This window comes from Gordonia insulae (assembly GCF_003855095.1).
In the GTDB taxonomy this organism is placed as follows: domain Bacteria; phylum Actinomycetota; class Actinomycetes; order Mycobacteriales; family Mycobacteriaceae; genus Gordonia; species Gordonia insulae.
The window spans coordinates 4,981,114-5,004,454 of sequence record NZ_CP033972.1 but is presented as its reverse complement, the minus strand read 5'-3'; the positions used below and the strand labels follow the sequence as shown (position 1 = coordinate 5,004,454).

20 protein-coding genes and 1 pseudogene are annotated in these 23,341 nt (G+C 68.4%); 9 read left to right on the top strand and 12 right to left on the bottom strand.

From position 1 onward, the window contains the following. Positions 1-14: 14 nt before the first annotated feature. The 4 genes from D7316_RS22850 to D7316_RS22835 all read right to left on the bottom strand — a co-directional run bounded on the left by D7316_RS22850 (position 15) and on the right by D7316_RS22835 (position 4,792). Complete coding sequence (locus D7316_RS22850) at positions 15-2,576, bottom strand: FtsX-like permease family protein (RefSeq protein ID WP_408610078.1); 2,562 nt, start codon at positions 2,574-2,576, stop codon at positions 15-17. A gap of 20 nt (positions 2,577-2,596) precedes the next feature. After that, a complete protein-coding gene (locus tag D7316_RS22845) occupies positions 2,597-3,226 on the bottom strand; it encodes an ABC transporter ATP-binding protein (protein ID WP_124711522.1) in 630 nt (209 codons plus the stop codon). 108 nt (positions 3,227-3,334) lie between these two features. Then, positions 3,335-4,468 (bottom strand): L-cysteine desulfhydrase Cds1, encoded by a 1,134-nt coding sequence (gene cds1 / locus D7316_RS22840; protein ID WP_124710300.1) that lies wholly within the window; start codon positions 4,466-4,468, stop codon positions 3,335-3,337. 9 nt (positions 4,469-4,477) lie between these two features. Then, the gene (locus tag D7316_RS22835) at positions 4,478-4,792 is read right to left on the bottom strand and encodes a DUF4229 domain-containing protein (RefSeq protein ID WP_331852582.1); all 315 of its coding nucleotides are present in this window, start codon (positions 4,790-4,792) and stop codon (positions 4,478-4,480) included. Positions 4,793-4,966: 174 nt separating this feature from the next. On the opposite strand from D7316_RS22835, the gene D7316_RS22830 reads away from it, so the two are divergent. The 3 genes from D7316_RS22830 (at position 4,967) to D7316_RS22820 (ending at position 6,106) form a co-directional block, all read left to right on the top strand. Beyond that, positions 4,967-5,188 (top strand): BldC family transcriptional regulator, encoded by a 222-nt coding sequence (locus D7316_RS22830; protein ID WP_124710299.1) that lies wholly within the window; start codon positions 4,967-4,969, stop codon positions 5,186-5,188. A gap of 57 nt (positions 5,189-5,245) precedes the next feature. Further along, entirely contained in the window at positions 5,246-5,461 is a 216-nt protein-coding gene (locus D7316_RS22825) for a hypothetical protein (protein ID WP_124710298.1), read from the top strand. A 168-nt stretch (positions 5,462-5,629) separates the two neighbouring features. Next, entirely contained in the window at positions 5,630-6,106 is a 477-nt protein-coding gene (locus tag D7316_RS22820) for a helix-turn-helix domain-containing protein (RefSeq protein WP_124710297.1), read from the top strand. Positions 6,107-6,130: 24 nt separating this feature from the next. On the opposite strand, the gene ccsB is transcribed toward D7316_RS22820, so the two are convergent. The 8 genes and pseudogenes from ccsB to D7316_RS22780 form a co-directional block, all read right to left on the bottom strand. Further along, complete coding sequence (gene ccsB / locus D7316_RS22815; protein ID WP_124710296.1) at positions 6,131-7,147, bottom strand: c-type cytochrome biogenesis protein CcsB; 1,017 nt, start codon at positions 7,145-7,147, stop codon at positions 6,131-6,133. 32 nt (positions 7,148-7,179) lie between these two features. Continuing rightward, positions 7,180-8,909, bottom strand: a pseudogene (resB, locus tag D7316_RS22810) (cytochrome c biogenesis protein ResB). Next, positions 8,906-9,724 carry a cytochrome c biogenesis CcdA family protein gene (locus tag D7316_RS22805; protein WP_232017033.1) on the bottom strand — a complete coding sequence of 273 codons (819 nt, stop codon included), beginning with the start codon at positions 9,722-9,724 and terminating at the stop codon, positions 8,906-8,908. Before D7316_RS22805 ends, resB begins: the two are co-directional and overlap by 4 nt. Then, complete coding sequence (locus D7316_RS22800) at positions 9,721-10,344, bottom strand: TlpA family protein disulfide reductase (protein ID WP_124710295.1); 624 nt, start codon at positions 10,342-10,344, stop codon at positions 9,721-9,723. Before D7316_RS22800 ends, D7316_RS22805 begins: the two co-directional genes overlap by 4 nt. Before the next feature lie 8 nt (positions 10,345-10,352). Next, entirely contained in the window at positions 10,353-10,961 is a 609-nt protein-coding gene (locus D7316_RS22795) for a histidine phosphatase family protein (protein ID WP_124711519.1), read from the bottom strand. A 17-nt stretch (positions 10,962-10,978) separates the two neighbouring features. After that, entirely contained in the window at positions 10,979-12,340 is a 1,362-nt protein-coding gene (hemL, locus tag D7316_RS22790) for a glutamate-1-semialdehyde 2,1-aminomutase (RefSeq protein ID WP_124710294.1), read from the bottom strand. Positions 12,341-12,430: 90 nt separating this feature from the next. Beyond that, positions 12,431-13,315, bottom strand: coding sequence for an SGNH/GDSL hydrolase family protein (locus tag D7316_RS22785; RefSeq protein ID WP_124710293.1), 885 nt, complete (start codon positions 13,313-13,315; stop codon positions 12,431-12,433). Then, complete coding sequence (locus D7316_RS22780; RefSeq protein ID WP_124710292.1) at positions 13,312-14,829, bottom strand: PucR family transcriptional regulator; 1,518 nt, start codon at positions 14,827-14,829, stop codon at positions 13,312-13,314. The genes D7316_RS22785 and D7316_RS22780 overlap by 4 nt, the downstream gene beginning before the upstream one ends. A gap of 152 nt (positions 14,830-14,981) precedes the next feature. Here D7316_RS22780 and D7316_RS22775 point away from each other — a divergent pair, with 152 nt between their 5' ends. From D7316_RS22775 to D7316_RS22750, 6 genes are read left to right on the top strand one after another with little or no spacing between them, the layout of a single operon-like run. Next, positions 14,982-16,376 (top strand): aminobutyraldehyde dehydrogenase, encoded by a 1,395-nt coding sequence (locus D7316_RS22775; RefSeq protein WP_408610042.1) that lies wholly within the window; start codon positions 14,982-14,984, stop codon positions 16,374-16,376. A 7-nt stretch (positions 16,377-16,383) separates the two neighbouring features. After that, a complete protein-coding gene (gene gabT, locus D7316_RS22770; protein ID WP_124710290.1) occupies positions 16,384-17,736 on the top strand; it encodes a 4-aminobutyrate--2-oxoglutarate transaminase in 1,353 nt (450 codons plus the stop codon). A 51-nt stretch (positions 17,737-17,787) separates the two neighbouring features. Further along, a complete protein-coding gene (locus tag D7316_RS22765) occupies positions 17,788-19,767 on the top strand; it encodes a primary-amine oxidase (RefSeq protein ID WP_124710289.1) in 1,980 nt (659 codons plus the stop codon). A 45-nt stretch (positions 19,768-19,812) separates the two neighbouring features. Next, the gene (locus tag D7316_RS22760) at positions 19,813-21,285 is read left to right on the top strand and encodes an NAD-dependent succinate-semialdehyde dehydrogenase (RefSeq protein WP_124710288.1); all 1,473 of its coding nucleotides are present in this window, start codon (positions 19,813-19,815) and stop codon (positions 21,283-21,285) included. 25 nt (positions 21,286-21,310) lie between these two features. Further along, on the top strand, positions 21,311-22,285 hold the full coding sequence (locus D7316_RS22755) for a nitrilase-related carbon-nitrogen hydrolase (protein ID WP_124710287.1): 975 nt from the start codon (positions 21,311-21,313) through the stop codon (positions 22,283-22,285). Next, positions 22,282-23,319 carry an agmatine deiminase family protein gene (locus tag D7316_RS22750; RefSeq protein ID WP_124710286.1) on the top strand — a complete coding sequence of 346 codons (1,038 nt, stop codon included), beginning with the start codon at positions 22,282-22,284 and terminating at the stop codon, positions 23,317-23,319. The genes D7316_RS22755 and D7316_RS22750 overlap by 4 nt, the downstream gene beginning before the upstream one ends. Positions 23,320-23,341 lie beyond the last annotated feature (22 nt).

The window sequence follows — 23,341 nt, the reverse complement described above, 5'->3', positions numbered from 1 at the left end:
CAGGTCCCGCCGAGCTACTCGTTCAGGATCGACTCACTGATGTTCATCCGGGACGCGCGCAGGGCCGGGACCAGCGCGCCGACGACACACAGGGCACACGCCACGCCGACGAACAGCAAGGTCGTCGGGCGGGGCGAGTACGCGATCTCGATCGACGTCGTCGCGGACAGGATCTTGTCGGAGAGGAAGTGCAGGGCGCCGCCCAAGACCAGCCCGATCGCCGATCCGATGAGCGCGACGCCGGCGGCCTCGGCGACGACCATCCGGGACACGAACCGGCGTGATGCCCCCATCGCGCGGAGCACGCCGATCTCGCGCCGACGCTCGATCACCGACAGCAACAGGGTGTTCAGCAGCGCAACCGCGGCCGCGAGCGCCACGATCCACTGGATGGCGATGGTGAACGCGCCGGCCTGCTGCGCCTGCGCCTGCGCAGCCGCGAGCGCCTCTGCGCCGGTCTCCACGGAGACCGCCTTGCCGTCGGTCGACGGGTTGGCCGCGGCGACCGCCTCGAGTCGTTCCCGGATCCGGTTCTGGTCGGCGTTCGGATCGGTGGAGATCTGGAGGTAGGTGTCGTAGGGACGATCGAACCAGTCAGAGAGCACGGAGTTCGACATCGCGGCCGTACCCGAGCCCATCGAGATGTAGTTGACGATCTCGACGACAGGCACCTCGCGATAGCCGCTGGGCGTCGCCAACCGCAGCGTGTCACCGGTCTGCACGTCGAGGGTCCGGGCCAGCACGTTCGACAGCAGGATGCCGTCGCCGGCCAGCACCCGCTGCAGCCCTTCCGGACTCGCCTTCTTCACGAACGGAGCCAGTGAGCCGGGCTCGAGACCCTGCACATAGACCGCGGCCTCGCCGACGTTCAGGCTCGCCCACTGGGCGCCGACGACCTGCGTCACCCCGGGTACCTTCTCCACCTCGGACGTGATCTCGGCGGACATCGGCGGTCCGGTAGGTAGACCGCCCCCGGGGTCGGACGACATGTAGAAGTCCGGGTCTGCCAGGCCGTCAAGGGAATTGGAGATCGATCCGACCAGGTTGTCGAGGGCACCGGAGGTACCCATGCCGACCGCCACCGCGACCGCCACGGTCATCAGCGTTGCCCAGGCGCGGCGGGGCGCGCGTTCGGTGTTCACGGCCGCGAGCTGCCCGGGCCCGCGGAATCGGCGCGTCAGGCGCACGACCAGCGCCACGAGTTGTCTCGTCAACGCGTAACAGAGCAGCAGAGCGCCGACAGCGTAGACGGCGCCCGCGAGAATGGCGGGACGGCCGGGCACGGTGGTCGCCACGAACCACGACGCGATCAGCAGCCCGACACCGACGATCCCGGAGATCCACACGGCACGTCCGGGTTTCGTCGAACTGTCGTCGACCTCACCGGCGATCATCGCCTCCACCGGCGACACCGCGAACACCGACCTCGCGGCCAGTGACGTCGCCGCCACACACGCGACGACGCAGGCGGCGATCGCGATCACCGGTGCGTAGATCGGCAGGTGATAGCTGACCGCGGTGGCCAGCGAACCCGTGTTGGCCTCGGGAATCCGGCTGATCGCCCACCGCCCCGCCAGGATGCCGATCGGTACACCGATCAACCCGCCGACGAGACCGAACAATGCCGACTCGCCCAGCAGATCGCCGACGAGGTGACCGCGTCGGGCACCGAGTGCACGCATCATCGCCAGGGACTGTCGACGTGAGGCGACCGCCATGTTCATCGTGTTGAACACCAGGAAGCCGGCGATCACCAGCGAGATGAGCGACACGAGCAGGGTGGCGTCCCGGGTCACCGAACTGGCCACCTCAGCCTGTTTGGCGCGGAAATCCGGATCCACCACCGTGGCACGACCGTCGACGACGCGCGAGACGTCGGACTTCAGCGCCGGGATGTCGACACCCGGTTTCGCGACGATGAGGATCGAGTCGACCTTGTCCTCCCGCGACGTGAGGCGTTGCGCGAGTCCGAGATAGGCGAAGACGAAGTTGCCCTTGTTGAGGACCGCCCCCTGGTCGCCGTCGATCACCGAGATCACGCGCACCGGGACGCCGTTGATCGTCAGCCGCTGATCCTTGCGCAGACCGGTCCCGGCGCCGACGATGATGCCGTCCTCGAGATCGCGCTGATCGATCCCCTGCGACCCCTGCTGCTCCTGCGACACCGCTTGCTGCAGTTCACCGGACAGCGCGGTGACGCGGAAGTCGGAACCCAGCAACGCGACGTTGCGGTCGTCGACGACCACGGAGTCGCGGATCAGCGGCACCACGGCCTTGGCGTCCGGGACGTCGCCGCGGATCTCGCCGGCCAGCCCCGCGTCGATGCCGGAGTCGGCGATCGCCGCGACCTCCACCTGCGCGGTGCCGGTGATCGCGGCGTTGACCTGACGCACCGACTCGGTCAGCGATCCGTACAGACCCAAGACCGAGATCAGCAGTGCCGACGCGACCACCACGACGAGCAGTGAGGTGGCCACGCGCAGCCGGTGGGTGCGGATCTCTCGCAGATTGAGCACCCGGATGCGGGAGAGCCCGGACGCGACCGACCGGATCGGATTGGCCCGTCGTCCGGACACAGTCCTCACCGAGGATTCACTCACGCGATCTTCCCGTCGCGCACGGTGATGGTGGTGTCGGCGACCGACGCGGCGTTCGGGTCGTGCGTCACCATCACCACGAGACGGTTCGGGGTGTCGTGGGCGACCTCCGACAGCAGTTCGAGGACCGAGTCGCCGGTCTTGGAATCCAGGTTCCCGGTCGGCTCGTCGGCCAGCAGGATGGTCGGGTCCATGATCAGCGACCGCGCGATCGCCACCCGCTGCATCTGCCCGCCCGACAGTTCGGAGGGCCGGTGGTCCACCCGCGCGCCCAGTCCGACGCGTTCGAGCAGCTCGATCGCCCGCGGCTTGGCCTTGCGCAACGACTGACTGTCGAGCAGTCGGGGCAGGGCCACGTTCTCCCACGCCGACATCGTCGGCACCAGGTTGAAGAACTGGAAGACGAATCCGACACGGTGGCGCCGGAAGGCCGACGCCTGCTCGTCGTCGAGGGAGCCGAGGTCGACACCGTCGACGCTGATGGTGCCCGCGGTCGGGGTGTCGAGCGCGCCCAACACGTGCAGCAGCGTGCTCTTGCCGGCCCCGGACGGCCCGACAACCGACGCGAACTGTCCACCGTCGAGGGTGAGGTTCAGGCCGTCGAGCGCCCGGACGAGTTGATCGCCCATCTGGTACTCGCGCACCAGATCAACGGCTTTGACCAGCGGTTCACCCGCGACATCACGCACACGCGAATGGTATCGCACACTTACTGAGGCAACCCTTAGTGCGCCGGGTCAGGAGATTGCGGCGGTCCAGCGACCCGATTCGAAGAACTCGTCGAGCACGGCGGCGGCCTCGGTCAGGTCGAACCCCTGGGCGTCGATCCAGCCGTCGTCGAAATAGGTTGTCTCGTAACGATCCCCGGAGTCGCACAGCAGGCTCACCACACTGCCGGCTTGTCGTGCGGCGACCATCTCGCCGACGAGTTGCAGCGCACCCCACAGGTTGGTCCCGGTCGAGCCGCCGACCCGACGACCGAGCCGGTCGCTGAAGCGTCGCGCCGTGGCGATCGACGCCTCGTCGGGCACGCCGATCATGCGGTCGATGACCTGCGAGACGAAGGACGGTTCCACGCGTGGCCGACCGATGCCCTCGATGCGCGAACCGACGTCGGAGCGCAGGGTGCCGTCGGCGGTGTCGTAGGCGGGCAGGAAGACCGAGTTCTCCGGGTCCACCACCGCCAGCCAGGTGGGATGACGACGGTATCGCAGGTACCGCCCGAGCGTCGCGGACGTGCCGCCGGTGCCGGCACCCACCACGATCCAGGTGGGGATCGGGTTGTCCTCGTCGGCAAGCTGGGCGAAGATCGATTCGGCGATGTTGTTGTTCCCACGCCAGTCGGTGGCGCGTTCGGCCATGGTGAACTGGTCGATGAAGTGGCCACCCAGCTCGGCTTCGAGGCGCAGGGCCTCGGCGTAGACGTCGCCGGCCCGCTCGACGAAGTGGCAGCGGCCACCCTCACGTTCGATGAGCGCGGTCTTGGCCGGCGAAGTACTCGACGCCATGACCGCGATGAACGGGACACCGATCAGCTTCGCGAAGTAGGCCTCCGAGACCGCGGTCGAACCCGACGACGCCTCGATGACCGTGGTGCCCTCGCGAACCCAGCCGTTGCAGAGGGCGTACAGGAACAGGGACCGCGCGAGGCGGTGCTTCAGTGATCCGGTGGGGTGGGTGCTCTCGTCCTTGAGGTACAGATCGACCCCGACGTCACGCCCCGCGTCGTCGGTCCATCGCGACCACGCCGGCAACGCCACCTTGTGCAGGTGGGTGTCGGCGCTACGACGTCCGTCGGCGTCGATCTGCCGGACGGCGTTCTCCGACCACGTGCGGTCACCGCGGTGATCGACGATCCTGGTCGGCTTCATCTCGGCCGCTCAGTCCGAACCGCGCAGTCGCGACTGCAGGTCGTCGTGCCGCTGTTTGCGGGCCGCGTCGACGGCGGCGATCTGACCGTTCACGCGCAGGCGCAGCGACTTGAACATGACCATGCCCAGCGGCAGCGCGATCAGCACACCGAACACGGCCGCCACGAGCAGCGGCACCTCCACCCCGACGAGCGCTCCGACGCCCATGATGATCGCGGCGACCACGACGACGAGGGCCAGTCGCGCGAGGGTGTAGAGGGCCACCGACAGCGCGACGCTGCCTACGGTGGGCTGTTTGTGGTCGGTCACGGCGTCTTCACTCACGACCAACAGCGTACTGCGCGCGAAGTCGCGCAATCGACGCGATCGGGACGCCCGATTTGACGGCTTTGCACTCTCTTTACCAATTGCTGACCGTTCGAGTACCCGGGCATCCGGAGTGTATCCATGGAGTCACCCCCGATATTCCATCGTTGCAGGCGGAGATAAGAGGACATCGTGACCATCATCGACACAGCCACCCCAGGACTCATCACCCCCGGCCTCGCGAGCCAGCACACGCTGACCCCGGGTCAGGTCGCGTCCATGTTCAACGTGAACCCCAAGACTGTCGCCCGCTGGGCCAGCTCCGGCCTGCTCGGTTCCATCCGCACACCGGGCGGACATCGTCGTTTCCGCGAGGCCGATGTCGTCGAACTGCTGAATCGTCGTACTCACTGACCCTGCGCGCCCCCGCAGCGCCGCAACCTCGCGTAGCCTGGTTTACGGGAGGTTGCCATGACGTTTCTGTTTGCCTTGATCGGCATTGCCGCGATCGGTTTCCTGTTGTGGCGCGCCTTCGGTCCCCAACTCACGGACTCGGATGAGCGCGACGAACGACCGTCGCCGCGTAAGCCGTCCGGTCCGGTCGGACCCGACGACGATCCCGACTTCCTGCTCGATCTCGACCGCCGCAGCCGTGACAGCAACGGTTCCGACGGCGACGACGCCTGATCTGCCCCGACCGCCTCTGCCGCGACCGCTTCTGATCCGGTCGCGGACCTACGCCTGCGTACCCTACCTGCAAGTAGGGTAATCTCGTCCCATCATGCGGTGCGCCCACCCCTTGGGTGGTCGGCGAAAGGTGCACGAGATCAACGAATCACGCGGGGATGATCGACGTTGACACCCGGGGACAGACGCGTCGGCCCGGCGCCGGCAGACGAGCCCGGTTTCGCGGAGAAGCTGGGCTATCTCTTCGAGCATTCCCGAGACGAGAACGGCCTGCCCTACACCGGCAAGAAGATCGCCGAACGAGCGAACGAGCTCGGGTACTCGCTCTCGGATGCCTACATCTCACAGTTGCGTACCGGTAAGGCCCGGACGCCGTCGTTCCGGACGGTCGAGGCCATCGCGCGCGCGTTCGAGGTCAGCGTCACCTACTTCCTCGCCAACCCCGACGAGGATCTCGACCGCGTACGACAGCAGCGCGACTACGTGCAGATGCTGGCCACCACGGGTACTCATCTCTCCGGCATCGACGTGCGCGCCATCTGCCCGGACACCATCGACGTCCTGATCGACCTGCTGAAGGTGGTCAAGGCGCAGGCGTTGGAGAACAAGAATGCACCGCCTGACCAGGGCACGAGCGAAACCTGACCGCTCGGCTCCGCAGGGACCGGCTCAGAGTCCGGCGTACGAGTGCAGCCCGGACACCACCAGGTTGATGATGAACAGGTTGAAGAGCAGCGCCACGAATCCGGCGACGTTGATCCACGCGGCGGCGTTGTTGCGCCACCCCGCGGTCGCGCGGGCGTGCAGGTACGCGGCGTAGATGACCCAGGCGATGAACGACACCGTCTCCTTGGGGTCCCAGCCCCAGAATCGGCCCCACGCGGACTCGGCCCAGATGGCACCGCAGATGACGCCCAGCCCGAACAGCGGGAAACCGAACACGACGCACTTGTAGGCGAGGCGGTCGAGCGTCTCGGCGTGCGGAATCCGGTCGACGACGCGACGGACACCCGCGACGAAACCCTTGCCGGCGGCAGCCGCATCGTCGGACTCCGGGCGTCCCCAGCGCATCTTGACCAGGTACAGCAGGCTTGCGACACCGGACACCAGCAGCACGCCCGACGACACCGAGATGATCGAGACGTGGATGGCCAGCCAGTACGACTTGAGCGCGGGCACCACCGGCGCGGCCTGCGTGTACAGCCAGCGGCCGCCGATGAACATCAACAACGCGACGGGCAGCAGGACGAACGACAGCAACGGGCGGTGTTCGGGCTTGCGCAGGACGACGAGTCCGGCGATGACGCATGCGGCGCAGGTCAGCGAGATGAACTCGTACATGTTGCCCCACGGCGCACGGCCGGTGGCCATGCCGCGCAACACGATCGAGGCGACATGTGCGATGAGACCGACGATGACGACCGGGTAGGCCATGTTGCCGAGCCGCTCCCCCAGACTGCGGCGCGGCCGGGACTCACTGATCCGGCCCGGCGAGCGGTCGTCGACGGCGACCGTCGAACCACCCGCGGTGACGAGTTCCGCCGCCGCCAGCTTCCGGCTGCGCGCTCCGGCCAGCGCGGCGAGGAACAGGATCATCGCGAGTACATAAACGGTGATCGCCGTGCCGAACAACAGATCGGAGTAGCGCGCCAGCGTCTCGTCGACGTGTATCGAACCCGTGTTCATCGCGTTCGTCCTCCAGTTCCTCGTCGATCCCGCTACAGCCGTCGCATACGTCCGCGGAACCGGCCCGCCGACGATGAGCGACCGCCCGCGGGGTCCGTCGGGTCCAGCGCGAGAGCCCGCGCCTGCTCGTCGAAGCCCTCGCCCCAGCCCGCCTGATCGGTGCGTGCCAGGCCGCCAATTTCTACTACAGTACGTCGTTCGCCGGAGTCCGCGGAATCCGAGTCGCGAGGCGCAGGCACCAGGCGCACCCAGATCCGTCGGCGCCGGATGAGCAACGACACCAGCAGGCCGCCGAGCATGACGATCGCCGAGACCAGCACCCAGATCTGTGCGGGGTCGTGCGACACCTGCACCGACACCCACCGCTCGTAGCCGTCGAAGCGCACCGACGTCCCGTCGGGCAGCGCGTGTGCCTGGCCCTGCGCGAGGTTCACCTGGGCACGCTGTTGCAGGCGTCCCTGCTCGATCAGCGACTGGTCGAGTTGGTAGGCGTTCTGCGGCTTGCCCGTGTCCAGTCCGGTGTCGCCCTCGTAGATGCGGATGGCGACGTACGGATCGTTCGGCTCGGGCGACGACGACATCAGCAGGGTGCCGTGGAAGCCGGCCGTCGGCGCGAACAGACCCTCGAGGGCGACCTGGTGGGCGCGGCGTTCGTCCTCGTTCGGGTACATGCCGGCCGGCGTGTCGAAGCGTGCGGCCCCCGACGACAGCATCGTCTGCATCTCGTCCGGGACGAACAGCACCGTCTGGGAGCGCTGCTGCCCGTTCGGGAAGGTCACGGTGAACTTCGGCGCGAACCCGTTGCCGAGCACGTAGACGCGATCGCCCGCCACCCGCAGGGGTTCGTTCACCCGGATGGTCGCCTGCTTCCAGGTCGCCGGATCCGACGCCGTGGTGCCCTCGGCATAGCGCGCCTTGGCGGTGTACATGTCCGGCTGGCCGTTCGGCAGGAACGTCGCATCGAACTGGTCGACCCGGAAACAGAAGGGCGCGAGGTCGGTGCCGTCGACGAGATTGCCGGCGCGGAACGAGTCGTAGACCGCGGTCGAGGTGTTGCACAGCCCCTGCTCGCCGTCGGCGACCAGGCTGCGGGTGCCCTCGTACCCGTAGAGCTTGCCGAGGGCGATCGAGACGAGCAGCGCCAGCAGGGCGAAGTGGAAGACCAGGTTGCCGAACTCGCGCAGGTACCCCTTCTCGGCGGAGACCTCGACGACACCGTCCGGATACGCCTTCGACGACGGGCGCACCGTGGTGATGCGTCGCCAGCCACGCAGATTCGACGAGACTCGCTCGGCGACCTCGTCGGGGCTGCCGTCGACGGAGTACTCGACGTGTCGGGGCAGGCGGGCCAGGTTACGGGGGCCGCAACGGGTTTGGCGCGCAGACTGTGGAAGTGCTCGATCATCCGCGGCGTCAGGCAGCCGACGAGCGAGATGAACAGCAGCACGTAGATGGCGGTGAACCAGGTACTGGAGAAGACGTCGAACAGCTGCAGCTTGTCCATCCACTGCCCGACCCAGCCGTGGTCGTCGATGTAGGCCAGCGTCTTCTGCTCGTTGAGCGACCGTTGCGGCAGCAGCGCCCCGGGGATGGCGGCGAGCGCCAGCAGGAACAGCAGGATCAGCGCGGTCCGCATCGAGGTCAGGGATCGCCACAGGTTGCGGGCCGGCCAGAGCACTCGGCGGAGGAACCAATGCGGTCGTGCCGCACCCGGTTTGGGTGCGGTCACCTCTGGCTCGTTGGTGACGTCGGTGTCGGTCATACCGGCAGCTCCGTGTCGGTGATGAAGGCGTCGCGGACCCAGACGATGAACTGATCCCAGAGACCCGTGACCAGTGCGATGCCGACGGCGATCAGCATGACCCCGCCGAACACCTGGATCGCGCGGGCATGGTTGCGCAGCCAGCCGAGACTGCGCAGCGCCCACGCCGAGGAGAAGGCGAGGATCACGAACGGGATGCCGAGGCCGAGGCAGTACGCGACGATCAGCGCGACGCCCTTGGCGGCGGTGGCACCCTCGGTGCCGCTGGCGGTGGCGATGACCGCGGCCAGCGTCGGCCCGAGGCACGGGGTCCAGCCGAGCGCGAAGACCGCGCCGAGCAGCGGGGCGCCGACGATGTTGGACATCTGGCGCGGCGCGAACCGGAACTCGCGCTGCGCCATCGGCACGAGTCCGATGAACACCAACCCCATCACGATCGTGACGACCCCGCCGATACGTTGCAGCACTTCACGATTCACCACGAAGGTGCTGGTGATGCCGAGCACGGTCGCGGTGGCCGCGACGAAGATCACGGTGAAGCCGAGGACGAACAGGCCGGCGGCGATCGCGACCCTGGACCGGCCGTTCTTGGCCGGTTCGCCGACGTTGACCGCCGGGGCCTCCGCGCCGACGAGGCCCGCGAGGTAGGACAGATAGCCGGGCACCAACGGGACGACACAGGGCGAGGCGAACGACACGAGCCCGGCGATCACACAGGCGGCGAGCGCGAGGAGTAGGGGCCCGCTCGACACCGTGGTGGCGAAGGTCTCACCGATGGCGGCCTGCGGTGCGAGGTGGATCATCGTCGTCGTCATGGCTGACCCGGTGGTGTCGATTCCGGTGATGCGGCCGGCTCCTCGGCGGCCACCCTGCGGACCGTCGCGTCGAGTTCGTCGGCGGTCACGGCCTTGAGGAACACCGCGGCCGGCCGGTGCTGTCGATCGAGCACCACGGTGGTCGGGACCACCGAGGTCGGGGTGGTCAGCGCGGCCAGCGTGATGCCGTCGAAGTCGTAGATCGAGCCGAACCCGACGTTGCGGTCGGCGACGAAGTCCTTGGCCGAGTCGCGGTTGTCACGCAGATTGATGCCGAGGAACGCGACGCCGAGATCCTTGGTCTGCTCGTAGACGCGTTCGAGGTCGTCGGCCTCGCCACGGCACGGCCCGCACCACGAACCCCACACGTTGATGACGACGACCTTGTCGCGGAACGCCTCGTCACTCAGCGAGAGCGGTTGGTCGGTGGCGAGGTCGGGCCCGGACAGGTTGCTGATCTGCTTGCGGTCGGCCGGCGGGTAGGTGATCACCGTCTGGCCGCCCGGGGAGACGAACTGGAAGGTGTCGCCCTGCGCTACCGCGTCGTCGCCGGTGCCGCAGCCGCTGATCACCGCGATCAGGGCTGCGAGTACCGCAACCAGCAGGGGAAACCGTCGCACGCTCGTCCTTACGCTCCCGTGGCCAGCGGGTCGGACGAACCGGCGGGCTCGGAGTAGATGATGTCGACGAGGGCGTCGCCCTCGTAGATGAGGCTGGTCAACGATGCGAGCGAGCACTGCCGACGACGCGGGTCGTGCCAGAGGCGCTGACCTTCGAGGAACCGTCGCAGCGTGTAGACGGGCAGCTGGTGGCTGACGCAGACGGCCTCGTGGCCGCGGGCGGCGTCGCGGGCCTTGTTGGCCGCCGCCAGCATGCGGTGCGCGAGCTGGATGTACGGCTCGCCCCAGGACGGGGTGAACGGATCACGCATCTTGGGCCAGTGCCGTGGCTTGCTCAACGCGCCGTCGCCGACCGACACCTTGAGGCCCTCGAAGACGTTGTCGGCCTCGATGAGTTCGTCGTTGGTGATGATCGACAGGCCGTGCGCACCGGCGATCGGCGTCGCGGTCTCCTGGGCGCGCTGCAGCGGCGACGCGAACACCGCGGTGATGTCGTGGTCGGCGAGGGCGTCGGCGACCTTGGTGGCCTGGGCGCGGCCGCTGTCGGACAGCCGGAACCCGGGTAGCCGGCCGTAGAGGATGCCGTCGGGGTTGTGCACCTCGCCATGCCGCATCATGTGGACGATCGTGTTGGTCACTTGCTCTCCCCCGGTGACGTGGCGTGCGCATCCGTATCGGCCCCGCTCCCGGCGGCGGCGGCCGCGGCCGCCGCGGCGGGCAATGCATCGGCGATTCGTGAGAAAGCATCCTCGTCCAGCGCCGCCGAGACAAACCAGGCCTCGAACGCACTCGGCGGCGGATAGACCCCGCGCTCGAGCAGCGCGTGGAAGAACGGGGCGAATCGCCAGGTCTCGGTGGCCTTGACGCCCGCGTAGTCGGTGAGCGGTTCGGTCTGCTCGGTGAAGAAGACGCTGAGCAGGTTACCCGCCTTCTGGACCCGGTGCGCGACACCTTCGGTGGTCAGCGCCTCGGTGAGCAGTGTGGCCAGACGATCGGCGTTGGCGTCGAGCGCCGTGTAGGTCTGTGCGTCGGCGTGGCGCAGCGTCGCGAGCCCGGCGGCCACCGCGACCGGGTTCCCGGACAGCGTGCCCGCCTGGTACACGGGCCCCGTCGGTGCGAGGTACTCCATGATGTCGGCGCGGCCACCGAAGGCCGCGGCGGGCAGGCCGCCGCTCATCACCTTGCCGAAGGTGTAGAGGTCGCCGGCCACGCCCTCGATGCCGTACCAGCCGGACGGGCTGACCCGGAAGCCGGTCATCACCTCGTCCATGATCAGCAGCGCGCCGTGGCGGCGGGTCACTTCCCGCAGGCCGGCGTTGAATCCGTCGTGGGGGGCGATCGCGCCCATGTTGCCGGCGGCGGCCTCGGTGATGACCGCGGCGATCTCGTGCCCGAACTCCTCGAACGCCTTCGCGACGGCCTTGAGGTCGTTGTAGGGCAACACCAGCGTGTCGTGGGCGGACGCGCCGGTCACGCCCGGCGAGGTGGGCAGCCCGAGCGTCGCGACACCCGATCCGGCGTCGGCGAGCAGGGCGTCGACATGGCCGTGGTAGCAGCCGGCGAACTTGATGATCTTGGTCCGGCCGGTGAACCCGCGGGCCAGCCGGATCGCGGACATGGTGGCCTCGGTGCCGGAGTTGACCAGGCGCACGCGCTCCACGGGATCGACGCGATCGATGATCTCCTCGGCGAGCTCGATCTCGGCCTCGGTCGGCGCGCCGAAGGACAGGCCGCCCACCGCGGCCTTCTGCACGGCCTCGACAACGGCCGGATGGGCGTGTCCGAGGATCATCGGACCCCACGAGGAGACCAGGTCGACGTAGTCGTTGCCGTCGACGTCGGTGAGGTGGCAGCCCTTCGCCGAGGCGATGAACCTGGGGTCGCCGCCGACCGCGGAGAACGCGCGGACCGGGGAATTGACGCCACCCGGAATGGCCTGCGTGGCGCGTCGAAACAACGCGGCGGACTGCGCGGCGACATCAGCGGATCGGGTCACGGCCTCCAGTGTTCCAAACGGCGACGATGCGACCCAAATCGTTCAGGCTGCTCTCAGGGTGATGCGGGCCGACCGGCCGACCGTTTCCACCTATCGGAGCGCGGCCGCCACCTGATCCGCGATCGCCTGCTGGCCGGCGGCGTTCGGGTGCACCGGGGAGGCGCCGGAGTTGCCCTGCTGGGGTTCGATCCACCGTTGTCCGACCGGCGCACACGCGTCGTGGCCCTCGGACACCCGCGACATGTCCACGTAGTCCACCCCGGTGCGTCGGGCCGCGCGGGCGATCGCGTCGTTGAGGACCGCCTGCAGCCGCCGCAGGTACCCGACGTCGCCGGACGCGACGCGCATCGTCGGATAGCACCCGGTGTCCGCGGGCAGGATCCACGGGTAACCGACGGCGAGCACCCGTGCATCCGGTGACTTCGCCCGCACTGCGGTGAACGCGCGGACCAGCGCCGGGTATGTGCTGTCCCGGACGATGTCGACATACTGCGATCCGTGTGCGTCGCGGCACGGTGAGCCGGCCGGGTCCGACGCGGCGACATCCGAGCACGCGCCGATCGCGGTGGTGTAGACGGAACTGTCGTTGCCCCCGATCATCAGCGTGACGACGTCCGCATCGGCGTCGAGCGCATCCAATTGCGGTGCCACACCCTCATATTGAGGGGTGAAGAAATCCGACGTGTCGGCGCCACTGCAACTCACGTCATCGAGCCGGTACCTCTGCGCCGCCGCCAGCACATGGGCGAAGTTGCGCGACGAGCGGAAGCACATCACCGGCGAATCCGCCTCCAGCGGTTGCACTCCCGCCGCGGCACTGAACGAGTCGCCGAGGTTGACCAGCGACGGCCCGCCGGGTGCGGCACTCGATGCGGTGCTCGACGACGACTGACCTTCGGGTTCGGACGTGCTGGTCGCGCAGCCTGCGACGACGAACGCGACCACGGCGACGACGATCAGCACGACCCGCCTCATGCACTGGCCCCCAACAACATCAGCAACAGTTCGGCCCGGGTCCGGGCATCGGAGAGATCCACCTGCAGCATGTCCTCGATCCGTTCGATGCGGTGGCGCAGCGTGTGCCGATGGATGCCCTGCGCCGACGCCGCCACTCCCCAGTTGCCGTTGGCCTCCAGGAACGCGAGCAGGCTGGCACGCAGGTCGGTGCCGTGTTCCTCGTCGTGGTCGAGGACGGGCGCCAGACGCTGCCCGAAGGCGTCGGTCAACGCGCGGCGCACCGGGTCCATCGCGAGCAGCGACCGGCTGCCGTGCAGGTCGACGATCTGCCCGATGGCCGACGAGCGGCACGCCAGCCGCGCCTGCCGCACCGACTCCCCGACCTCGCGCAGCTGCATCGCCGGGCCGATCCCGCCCGAGACGGGACCGGTGGTGTTCAGCATCGTCAGCAGCCCGGTGACGAAGTCGACATGGTCGTCCCCGCGCAGCAGGGCGATGAGGTCGGAGCCGTCGCGGTGGGCGAACACCGGACGCCATCGATGCTCGAGTTCGTCCACGAGACGCCGTCGCCCCTGGGTGGCCGCCTCGGCGTCGGCGAAGCTGAAGACCACGGCCCGGACGCGCCCCGACCGGTCGCCGGCCCGACCCAGAATGCGATGCAACCCCGGTCCCGCCGCGCCTGCACCGTCGATCACGAGTGCCAGCGCGTCGTCGTGGAGGTCGACGACGTCGCGGGCCACCTGGCGCGGCTTCGCATGTTCGATGGCCAGCAACGAGATCGCGTGGCCGACCAGCATCCGCGCTACGTCGTCTAGCGCCGTCGGCCCCACCACCCCGAGGTGACCGAAGGTGCGACCGCCGGAGCCGACGCGGGCGACGGTCATCGTCGCGTCGCCGGTCATCCAGACCGCGCCCGCCGATGCCGGGTCGCGCACCACGAGATCGCGGATCCGGTTGAGGTCGGCTGCCGGGATGGTGCGCGGTGCCGTCGCCACCACCGCGAGCCCGGTGTCGAGCAGCACGACGTTCTGGTCGACGGCCTCGGCGAGCTCGCGCACCAGGGCGGCCGAGCCACCCGATGCGGCCGCACGGGTCATCCGGGGTTGCGCCTTGGTCGCCGCCACCAGACGAGATGACCGCTGCGCCGCGATCTGTTCGAGCACCGCACGGGTGATCGCCGAGAACGGGATCGGCAGCGGCACCTCGAAGAGCGGCAGTCCGAGTTCGTCCGCCGCCGCCACCATGTCCGCCGGCACCTCGTCGAATCCGAATCCGACGCCGAGCCCCACCGCCGCGACGCCGACCTCGTCGAGATGCCGGAGAAAGCCGATGCGCACGTCGGCGTCGGCATCGGCCCGGGCATCGAGCCGCAGCCCGGTGGTCAGCAGGACCTCACCACCCGACAGCCATTCTCCCGCGTTGACCAACTCGGACGAGACGGCGCAATCCATGCGGCGATCGAGGCCCGTCGCCCCGCCACGCAGTGCGAGCTGCAAGCGACGCTGAGCCAACAGCCACCGGACCGTCGTCATACGCAAACCCTACCGACCTATGGACATCGTGGAGCGAAGTCGGAAAGTCCTTGTACACATTGGCAGGCCACCCGATGTGGCGATGAGGCGAAGACTGGGGCTTACCGAGCACGACAGTTCCATCACCGACTTCACCGCGAGGGCCGATCACCATGTCCGTCTTGCAGAACTACATCAACGGCGAATTCGTCGCATCGACCTCCACGGAGACGATCGACATCATCAACCCGATCGATGAATCCGTGGTCGCCGTGTCACCGGTTTCCACCGCCGCCGACGTCGACACCGCGATGGCCGCCGCCGCGGCAGCGTTCCCGTCGTGGAGCACCACGACCCCGTCCGAACGCCAGAAGGCGCTGCTCAAACTGGCCGATGCCATCGAGGCCGGCTCCGACGACCTCGTCGCCGCCCAGGCCCGTAACACCGGTCAGCCCGACGATCAGATCGCCGACGAGGAGGTCACCGTCGGCGCCGACCAGATCCGCTTCTTCGCCGGCGCCGCGCGCATGCTCGAGGGCAAGTCCGCGGGCGAGTACCTGGCCGGGCACACCTCGTTCGTGCGGCGCGAGCCGGTGGGGGTCATCGGCCAGGTGACGCCGTGGAACTACCCGCTGATGATGGCGATCTGGAAGATCGCCCCGGCCATCGCGGCAGGCAACACCGTGGTCCTCAAGCCGTCGGACACCACCCCCGAGTCCACGCTGGTCCTCGCCGGACTCAGCAAGGGCATCCTGCCGCCCGGTGTGCTGAACGTCGTCCTGGGCAACGGGGAGACCGGCGCGGCGGTGGTGGGTCACCCCACGCCGCGGATGGTCTCGATCACCGGTTCGGTGCGCGCCGGGATCGCGGTCGCCGTCGCCGCCGCCCAGCAGCTCAAGACCGCTCATCTCGAACTCGGCGGAAAGGCGCCGGCCGTGGTGTTCGCCGACGCGGATCTGGAGAAGACGATCGAACCGATCGCCGCGGCCGCTTTCTTCAACGCCGGCCAGGACTGCACGGCGGTCACCCGCGTGCTGGTGCACGAGTCCATCCACGACAAGGTCGTCGAAGGACTGGTCGAAGAGGCGAAGAAGGCCACGGTGCCGCCGCTGAACAACGTGAACCACTTCGACAAGGTGACGTCCATCCTGGACAACATCCCGCCACACGCGACCGTCGCGACCGGCGGAAAGCGTAAGGGTGACAAGGGTTTCTTCATCGAGCCGACGATCATCACCGGCGTCCGGCAGGACGACAAGCTGGTGCAGGAGGAGACCTTCGGACCGGTGATCACGGTCCAGCCGTTCACCGACGAGGCCCAGGCCGTGCAGATGTCCAACGACGTGGCCTTCGGTCTGGCATCGAGCGTGTGGACCAGCGATCACGGCACCGCGATGCGGATGTCGGGCGCGCTGGACTTCGGCTGCGTGTGGGTCAACTGCCACATCCCGCTCGTCGCCGAGATGCCACACGGCGGTTTCAAGCACTCCGGGCACGGGAAAGACCTGTCCCTCTACGGCATCGAGGACTACACGCGCGTCAAGCACGTCATGAGCAACATCGAGTGAGGACCAGATGACCACCATCACCCACCGGCTGCCGCAGAAGCGGCACCTGGTCACCGACCTGCCCGGGCCACGCTCCGCTGAGCTGACCGCGCGCCGACGATCCGCGGTCGCCGCGGGGCTCGGTTCGGCTGTCCCCGTCTACGCCGTCGACGCCGACGGTGGCGTCATCGTCGACGTGGACGGCAACTCGCTGATCGACCTGGGATCGGGCATCGCGGTCACCACGGTCGGAGCCAGCAACCCGGCCGTCGCCGATGCTGTTGCCGCGCAGGCGCACCATTTCACCCACACCTGCTTCATGGTGACGCCGTACGAGGCGTACATCGCGGTGGCCGAGAAGCTCAACGAGCTGACGCCGGGCGATCACGAGAAGCGATCGGTGCTGTTCAACTCCGGCGCCGAGGCGGTGGAGAACGCGGTGAAGATCGCGCGCCTGGCCACCGGTCGCAATGCGGTGGTGGCCTTCGACCACGCCTATCACGGCCGCACCAACCTCACGATGGCGCTGACCGCGAAATCCATTCCCTACAAGCACAACTTCGGGCCGTTCGCGCCGGAGATCTACCGCATGCCGATGAGCTACCCCTACCGGGACGAACTCGGCACCGACGGTGTGGCCGCCGCGAACCGGGCCATCACCATGATCGACAAGCAGCTCACCGCCGACAGCGTGGCCGCGGTGATCATCGAACCCGTACAGGGTGAGGGCGGATTCATCGTCCCCGCACCGGGTTTCCTGCCCACCCTGGCCGACTGGTGCCGCTCCAACGGCGTGGTCTTCATCGCCGACGAGGTGCAGAGCGGGTTCTGTCGCACCGGTGACTGGTTCGCCTGCGATCACGAGGGTGTGGTGCCCGACCTGATCACCATGGCCAAGGGCATCGCCGGCGGTATGCCGCTGGCGGCGGTCACCGGACGTGCCGACCTGATGGATGCGGTCCACCCGGGCGGCCTCGGGGGCACCTACGGCGGCAACCCCGTGGCCTGCGCCGGCGCGCTGGCCGCGATCGACCAGATGAGCGAACTCGACCTGCCCGCGCGCGCCCGACACATCGGCGAGATCGTCACGTCCTCGCTGTCGGCGAAGGCGCAGGCCCTCGCCGCCGAGGGACGCGGCGTGATCGGCGAGGTCCGCGGCCGTGGCGGGATGATCGCCGTCGAGCTGGTCAAGCCCGGCTCCACCGAGCCCGATCCCGAGCTCGCCAAGGCCGCTGCCGCACATGCGCTGTCGCGCGGTGTGGTGGTGCTGACCTGCGGCACCCACGGCAACATCCTCCGACTGTTGCCGCCGCTGGTGATCGGCGACGATCTGCTGCGCGAGGCGCTCGACATCCTCGGCGACGCACTCACCGTCGATTGACCGGCGAATCCGCGACAGACCCGCTCGACCCCTGAGAAGGAGAACGCATCGATGACCGACACCGCCACCCCGGCCACGGATTTCGCGCATCCGCTTGATCCGCTGGGCGCCGACGAGTTCCGCGCGGTCGCCGCGCTGCTGGGCCGGGAGCAGGGCGTCGGCGACGGCTGGCGGATCGCCTCCATCGAACTCGCCGAACCGAGCAAGGCCGAGCTGACGGCATACACCGCCGACGGCACCGTTCCCCCACGCCGGGCGGTGGTGATCTGTCTGAACTCCGGCGAGAACGCGACCTACAAGTCGTTCATCACCCTCACCGGCGACCCGGACGGCCTCGGCACGGTCGAGTCGTTCGAGCACATCCCCGGCGTGCAGGCGAACTTCACCGTCGACGAGTTCGAGGAGTGCGACCGCGTGCTGAGGGCGCATCCGGACGTGCAGGCGGCCCTGGCCAACCGGGGTATCACCGATCTGGACCGGGTGTTCATGGACACGTGGACCTACGGTGGCGCGGTGATCCCCGAGGAGTTCGCGGGACGCCGGCTGGGCTGGTCGGACACCTGGGTCCGCAACGCCGAGGGATCGAATCCGTACGCCAATCCGATTGCCGGGCTGCACTGCGTGATCGACGTCAACACCATGGAGTTGTTGCGGATCGAGGATTCCGCCGCCGAGGGTGGGTACGACCAGCCCGAGGTGATGGGCGAGTACGTGCCGCGGCACATCCCGCAGCGGATCCGAGATGAATCCCGCCGCCCGCCGCTCAAGCCGCTCGAGATCACCCAGCCGGACGGCCCGTCGTTCACCCTCGAGGGCAACAAGCTCACCTGGCAGAACTGGTCGCTGCGCGTCGGGTTCAACTATCGCGAGGGGATGACCCTGCACGCGATCACCTACAACGACGCCGGCCGGGAACGATCGGTCGCACACCGGCTCTCGTTCGCGGAGATGGTGGTGCCCTACCGGGACCATTGCGAAGACCACTACCGGCGCACCGCATTCGACATCGGCGAGTGGGGCCTGGGGTTCATGACCACGTCGCTGGATCTGGGCTGCGACTGCCTCGGCGAGATCCGCTATCTCGACGCGGTGATGCACAACAGCGCCGGGGAGCCGTACACCATCAGCAACGCCATCTGCATCCACGAGGAGGACAACGCCGTCCTGTGGAAGCACGTCGATCACGACGCCGGCGCCGAGGTGCGCCGGATGCGGCGCCTGACCGTGAGTTTCCATGTCACCGTTGCCAATTACGAGTACCTCGTCTACTGGCGGTTCTATCAGGACGGCAACATCGAATGTGAGGTGCGTGCCACGGGGATCATGGTGACCACGCCGATGCCGCCGGGAGTCACGTCGAACCCGCACGGCACCACCGTCGACAACCGCACGTATGCGCCGTTCCACCAGCATTTCCTGGTCGCCCGTCTCGACCTCGACATCGACGGCACCGACAACACGGTGTTCGCGTCGGAGACCGTCGCCGAGCCGATGGGCCCCGGCAATCCGCTGGGCCTGTCGCTGGTACAGCAGACCACCGCGCTGCGCACCGAGGCCGAGGGCAAGCAGGACATGAACTTCGCGACGCAACGCGCGTGGAAGGTCGCCAACACCAACGTCACCACGTCACTCGGCCACAACCCCGCGTACAAGCTGGTACCGACCGGCGCGTTCCCGGCCATGTTCGACCCGGCATCGCCGATCTTCAAACGCGCGACCGTGATCGGCCACACACTGTGGGTCACCCCGAACCGGGCCGACGAGCGTTGGCCGGCAGGCGAATTCGTCAACCAGTCCGATCACGACACCGGGCTCGGCGAATGGACCAAGGCCAACCGGCCGATCGCCGACACCGACGTCGTGCTCTGGTACACGTTCGGCATCCACCACATCACCCGTCCCGAGGACTGGCCGGTCATGCCGGCCGACACCGTCTCCTTCTGGCTCAAGCCGTTCGGCTTCTTCGACCGCAATCCCGCGCTCGACGTCGAGCCGTCACCTGGCGCCCACGGCTGCCACCACGACGACTGACCCGCGCCGCCCTCCCGACAACTCTTGCAAGGATGTGCATCTGACATGAGCAACACCGAAACCATTGTGGACCCGCAGGCCGTCCTGAAGAGTGTGCCGACCGGCCTGTGGATCAACGGGGAGTCGGTCCCGTCGAGTTCGGGCGCCACGTTCTCGGTGTACGACCCGGCCACCGAGGAGCCACTCATCTCGGTCGCCGACGCCACCGTCGACGACGCGCGGCTCGCACTCGACAAGGCCGCTGCGGTCGCCGACGACTGGGCGGCCACCGCTCCCCGAGAACGGGGCGAGATCCTCCGTCGCGCTTTCGAACTGCTCACCGAGCGAGCCGATGACCTCGCCATGCTGATGACCCTCGAACTGGGTCGGGCGCTGCCCGACAGCCAGGGTGAGACCAAGTACGGCACCGAGTTCCTGCGCTGGTTCGCCGAGGAGGCGGTGCGGATCGGTGGCCGGTTCACCACCGCTCCCGCCGGCACGGGACGGATTCTCGTCACGCACGCACCGGTGGGTCCGTGCCTGGCGATCACGCCGTGGAACTTCCCGCTCGCGATGGGGACGCGCAAGATCGCGCCCGCGCTGGCGGCCGGCAACGTCATGCTCGTCAAGCCGGCTCATGAGACACCGCTGACCATGCTGCTGCTGGCCCAGATCCTCGCCGAGGCCGGATTGCCCGCCGGCGTGTTGTCGGTCCTGCCGACGACGCTCTCCGGGGACGTGTCGACGGCGATCATCACCGATGATCGCATCCGCAAGATCAGCTTCACCGGGTCCACCCCGGTGGGTCGAACCCTGTTGGGGCAGGCGGCCGAACGCGTGCAGCGCACATCCATGGAACTCGGCGGCAACGCGCCGTTCCTGGTGTTCGACGATGCCGACATCGACGCCGCCGTCGAGGGCGCGTTCGCGGCCAAGATGCGCAACGGCGGTGAGGCGTGCACGGCGGCCAACCGATTCCTGGTGCAGTCGAGCGTTGCAGAGGAGTTCACCGCCAAGCTCACCGAGAAGATGGCCGCGGTCCGGCTCGGCGCCGGGTACGAGTCGGGCGTCACGCTCGGGCCGCTGGTCAGCGCGAAGCAGCGCGACAAGGTCGCCGAGGCCGTGGACGACGCGATCGCCGACGGCGCGCGGGTCCGGTTGGGCGGCAAGGTACCCGAGGGCAAGGGTTTTTTCTACCCGGCGACCGTTCTCGACCAGGTGGATGCCTACGCCACGGTCACGCGCGGTGAGATCTTCGGACCGGTCGCGGTGATCAGCACCTTCGAATCGGAGACCGATGCCATCAAGGCGGCCAACTCCACCGAATACGGCCTGGCATCGTACTTCTACAGCCGCGACCACGAACGCTGCATGCGGGTCTCCGCGGCACTGGATTCCGGGATGGTCGGCGTCAACCGCGGGGTCATCTCCGATCCGGCCGCCCCCTTCGGTGGCGTCAAGCAGTCGGGTATCGGCCGCGAGGGTGGCAGCGAGGGCATCGAGGAGTACCTGTCCGTCAAGTACATCGCGCTCACCTGAAGCCAGAAACCCGAAGGCCACCATCATGTTCGTCGCCACCGCCGACCTCTCGGCGTCCCCTCCCCTCTGCCGTTACGACGAGCCGACCCGCGATCCGGTGCGTGTCGGACTCGTCCAGCACCGCTGGCAGCCCGATGTCGAGGCGGTCACGGCGGAACTCGCCGACGGCATCGCGACCGCCGCCGACCTCGGTGCGCGAGTCGTCTTCCTGCCGGAGATCACCCTTCTGCGGTATCCGGCGTTCGTGCGCGGCGGTGACGATGCCGCCGCGAACGCGGAGAGCCTCGACGACGGGCCGACGATCACCTTCGCGCGGCAGATGGCCACGACCCACGGGATCCACGTGCACGCGTCCGTGTACGAGCGGACCGATGGCGTCGGCGACGGCCTGGGATTCAACACCGCGATCCTGGTGTCCCCGTCCGGCGAGTTGGTGGGGCGCACCCGCAAACTCCACATCCCCGTCACCAGTGGGTATTACGAGGACACGTATTTCCGGCCCGGACCCGCGGACGACGATCCGTACCCGGTCTACCGGCCGGACGGCCTCGGCGGCGCCGCGCTCGGCCTGCCGACCTGCTGGGACGAGTGGTTCCCCGAGTTGGCGCGCGCCTACTCGCTGGCCGGCGCGGACATGATCGTCTATCCGACCGCCATCGGCAGCGAACCCGACTTCCCGGACTTCGACACCGAGCCGCTGTGGCATCACGTGATCACCGGGAATGCGATCACCGCAGGCACTTTCATGATCGTGCCGAATCGACACGGCGACGAGGGGCAGATCACCTTCTACGGGTCGTCGTTCATCTGCGACCCCTACGGCCGGGTGCTGGTGCGGGCGCCGCGCGACGAATCCGCCGTGTTGGTGGCCGACCTCGATCTGAACCTGCGCCACGACTGGCTGACCTTGTTCCCGTTCCTGCGCACCCGACGACCGGACACCTACGGTCCGCTCGTCGCCCCGGTCGCCGACACCACGCTGGGCGAACGTCGGTCATGACCTGGCGGATGCCCGCGGAAAGGGTTGCCCAGGAACGGGTCTGGATGGCCTATCCGGCACCCGGATACAGCCTCGGCGACACCGAGGCCGAGCAGGACGAGGCACGGCGCACCTGGGCGGCCGTGGCGCATGCGATCGTCGGGTTCGAGCCGGTCACCGTGATCGTCGATCCCGGCGAGATCGCCGCGGCACGGCGACACCTGTCGTCGGAGATCGAGATCGTCGAGGCACCGCTGAACGATGCGTGGGCCCGCGACATCGGCCCGACGTTCGTGGTCGACGAGGGCGGACGGCTCGGTGCGGTCGACTGGGTGTTCAACGGTTGGGGTGCGGCCGAGTGGGCGCGGTGGGACCGCGACGAGAGGATCGCGTCTCTCATCGCCGGGCTCTGCGGCGCCGAACTCATCGACTCACCGATGATCAACGAGGGCGGCGGCATCCAGGTCGACGGGGAGGGCACCGTCCTGCTGACCGAATCGGTGCAGCTCGGCGAGGGACGCAACAGTGCGTGGACGCGTGCACAGGTGGAGGCCGAACTGGCCCGCACCATCGGCAGCACGCATGCGGTGTGGTTGCCGTACGGACTGACCCGCGACAACGAGATGTTCGGCACCCGTGGGCATGTGGACATCGTCGCGGCCATCCCGAGCCCGGGCGTGGTGCTGGTCCACGCGCAGGGCGATCCCGGGCATCCCGACCATGCGGTGTCGGCGACGGTGCGCGAGGTGTTCGCGTCGTCGACCGACGCGGCCGGCCGGGCCTGGCAGATCATCGACGTGCCCGCACCGGCGGTGCTGCGCGACGACGAGGGATTCGTCGACTACAGCTACATCAACCACCTGGTTGTCAACGACGCCGTGATCGCCTGCAGTTTCGACGATCCCGGCGACGACACGGCGCTCGGCATCCTCGGCGACGCCTACCCGGGTCGCCGGGTGGTGAGCGTCGATGCGCGACCGTTGTTCGCGCGGGGCGGCGGCATCCACTGCATCACCTGCCAGCAGCCCGTCGCCGCAGTTCAGCCAGTTCTTTAGCGCGCCAAAGAACTTTTAGTAC

Bases quoted from the DNA above. Each gene is read 5' to 3' on its own strand.
- D7316_RS22825 (WP_124710298.1), top strand. From the start codon at position 5,246: ATGACGTTTCTGTTTGCCTTGATCGGCATTGCCGCGATCGGTTTCCTG.
- D7316_RS22765 (WP_124710289.1), top strand. From the start codon at position 17,788: ATGACCGACACCGCCACCCCGGCCACGGATTTCGCGCATCCGCTTGAT.
- D7316_RS22755 (WP_124710287.1), top strand. From the start codon at position 21,311: ATGTTCGTCGCCACCGCCGACCTCTCGGCGTCCCCTCCCCTCTGCCGT.
- ccsB (WP_124710296.1), bottom strand. From the start codon at position 7,147: ATGAACACGGGTTCGATACACGTCGACGAGACGCTGGCGCGCTACTCC.
- D7316_RS22760 (WP_124710288.1), top strand. From the start codon at position 19,813: ATGAGCAACACCGAAACCATTGTGGACCCGCAGGCCGTCCTGAAGAGT.
- D7316_RS22805 (WP_232017033.1), bottom strand. From the start codon at position 9,724: ATGACGACGACGATGATCCACCTCGCACCGCAGGCCGCCATCGGTGAG.
- D7316_RS22845 (WP_124711522.1), bottom strand. From the start codon at position 3,226: ATGGGCGATCAACTCGTCCGGGCGCTCGACGGCCTGAACCTCACCCTC.
- gabT (WP_124710290.1), top strand. From the start codon at position 16,384: ATGACCACCATCACCCACCGGCTGCCGCAGAAGCGGCACCTGGTCACC.
- D7316_RS22780 (WP_124710292.1), bottom strand. From the start codon at position 14,829: ATGACGACGGTCCGGTGGCTGTTGGCTCAGCGTCGCTTGCAGCTCGCA.
- D7316_RS22785 (WP_124710293.1), bottom strand. From the start codon at position 13,315: ATGAGGCGGGTCGTGCTGATCGTCGTCGCCGTGGTCGCGTTCGTCGTC.
- cds1 (WP_124710300.1), bottom strand. From the start codon at position 4,468: ATGAAGCCGACCAGGATCGTCGATCACCGCGGTGACCGCACGTGGTCG.
- D7316_RS22775 (WP_408610042.1), top strand. From the start codon at position 14,982: ATGTCCGTCTTGCAGAACTACATCAACGGCGAATTCGTCGCATCGACC.
- D7316_RS22795 (WP_124711519.1), bottom strand. From the start codon at position 10,961: ATGATGCGGCATGGCGAGGTGCACAACCCCGACGGCATCCTCTACGGC.
- D7316_RS22750 (WP_124710286.1), top strand. From the start codon at position 22,282: ATGACCTGGCGGATGCCCGCGGAAAGGGTTGCCCAGGAACGGGTCTGG.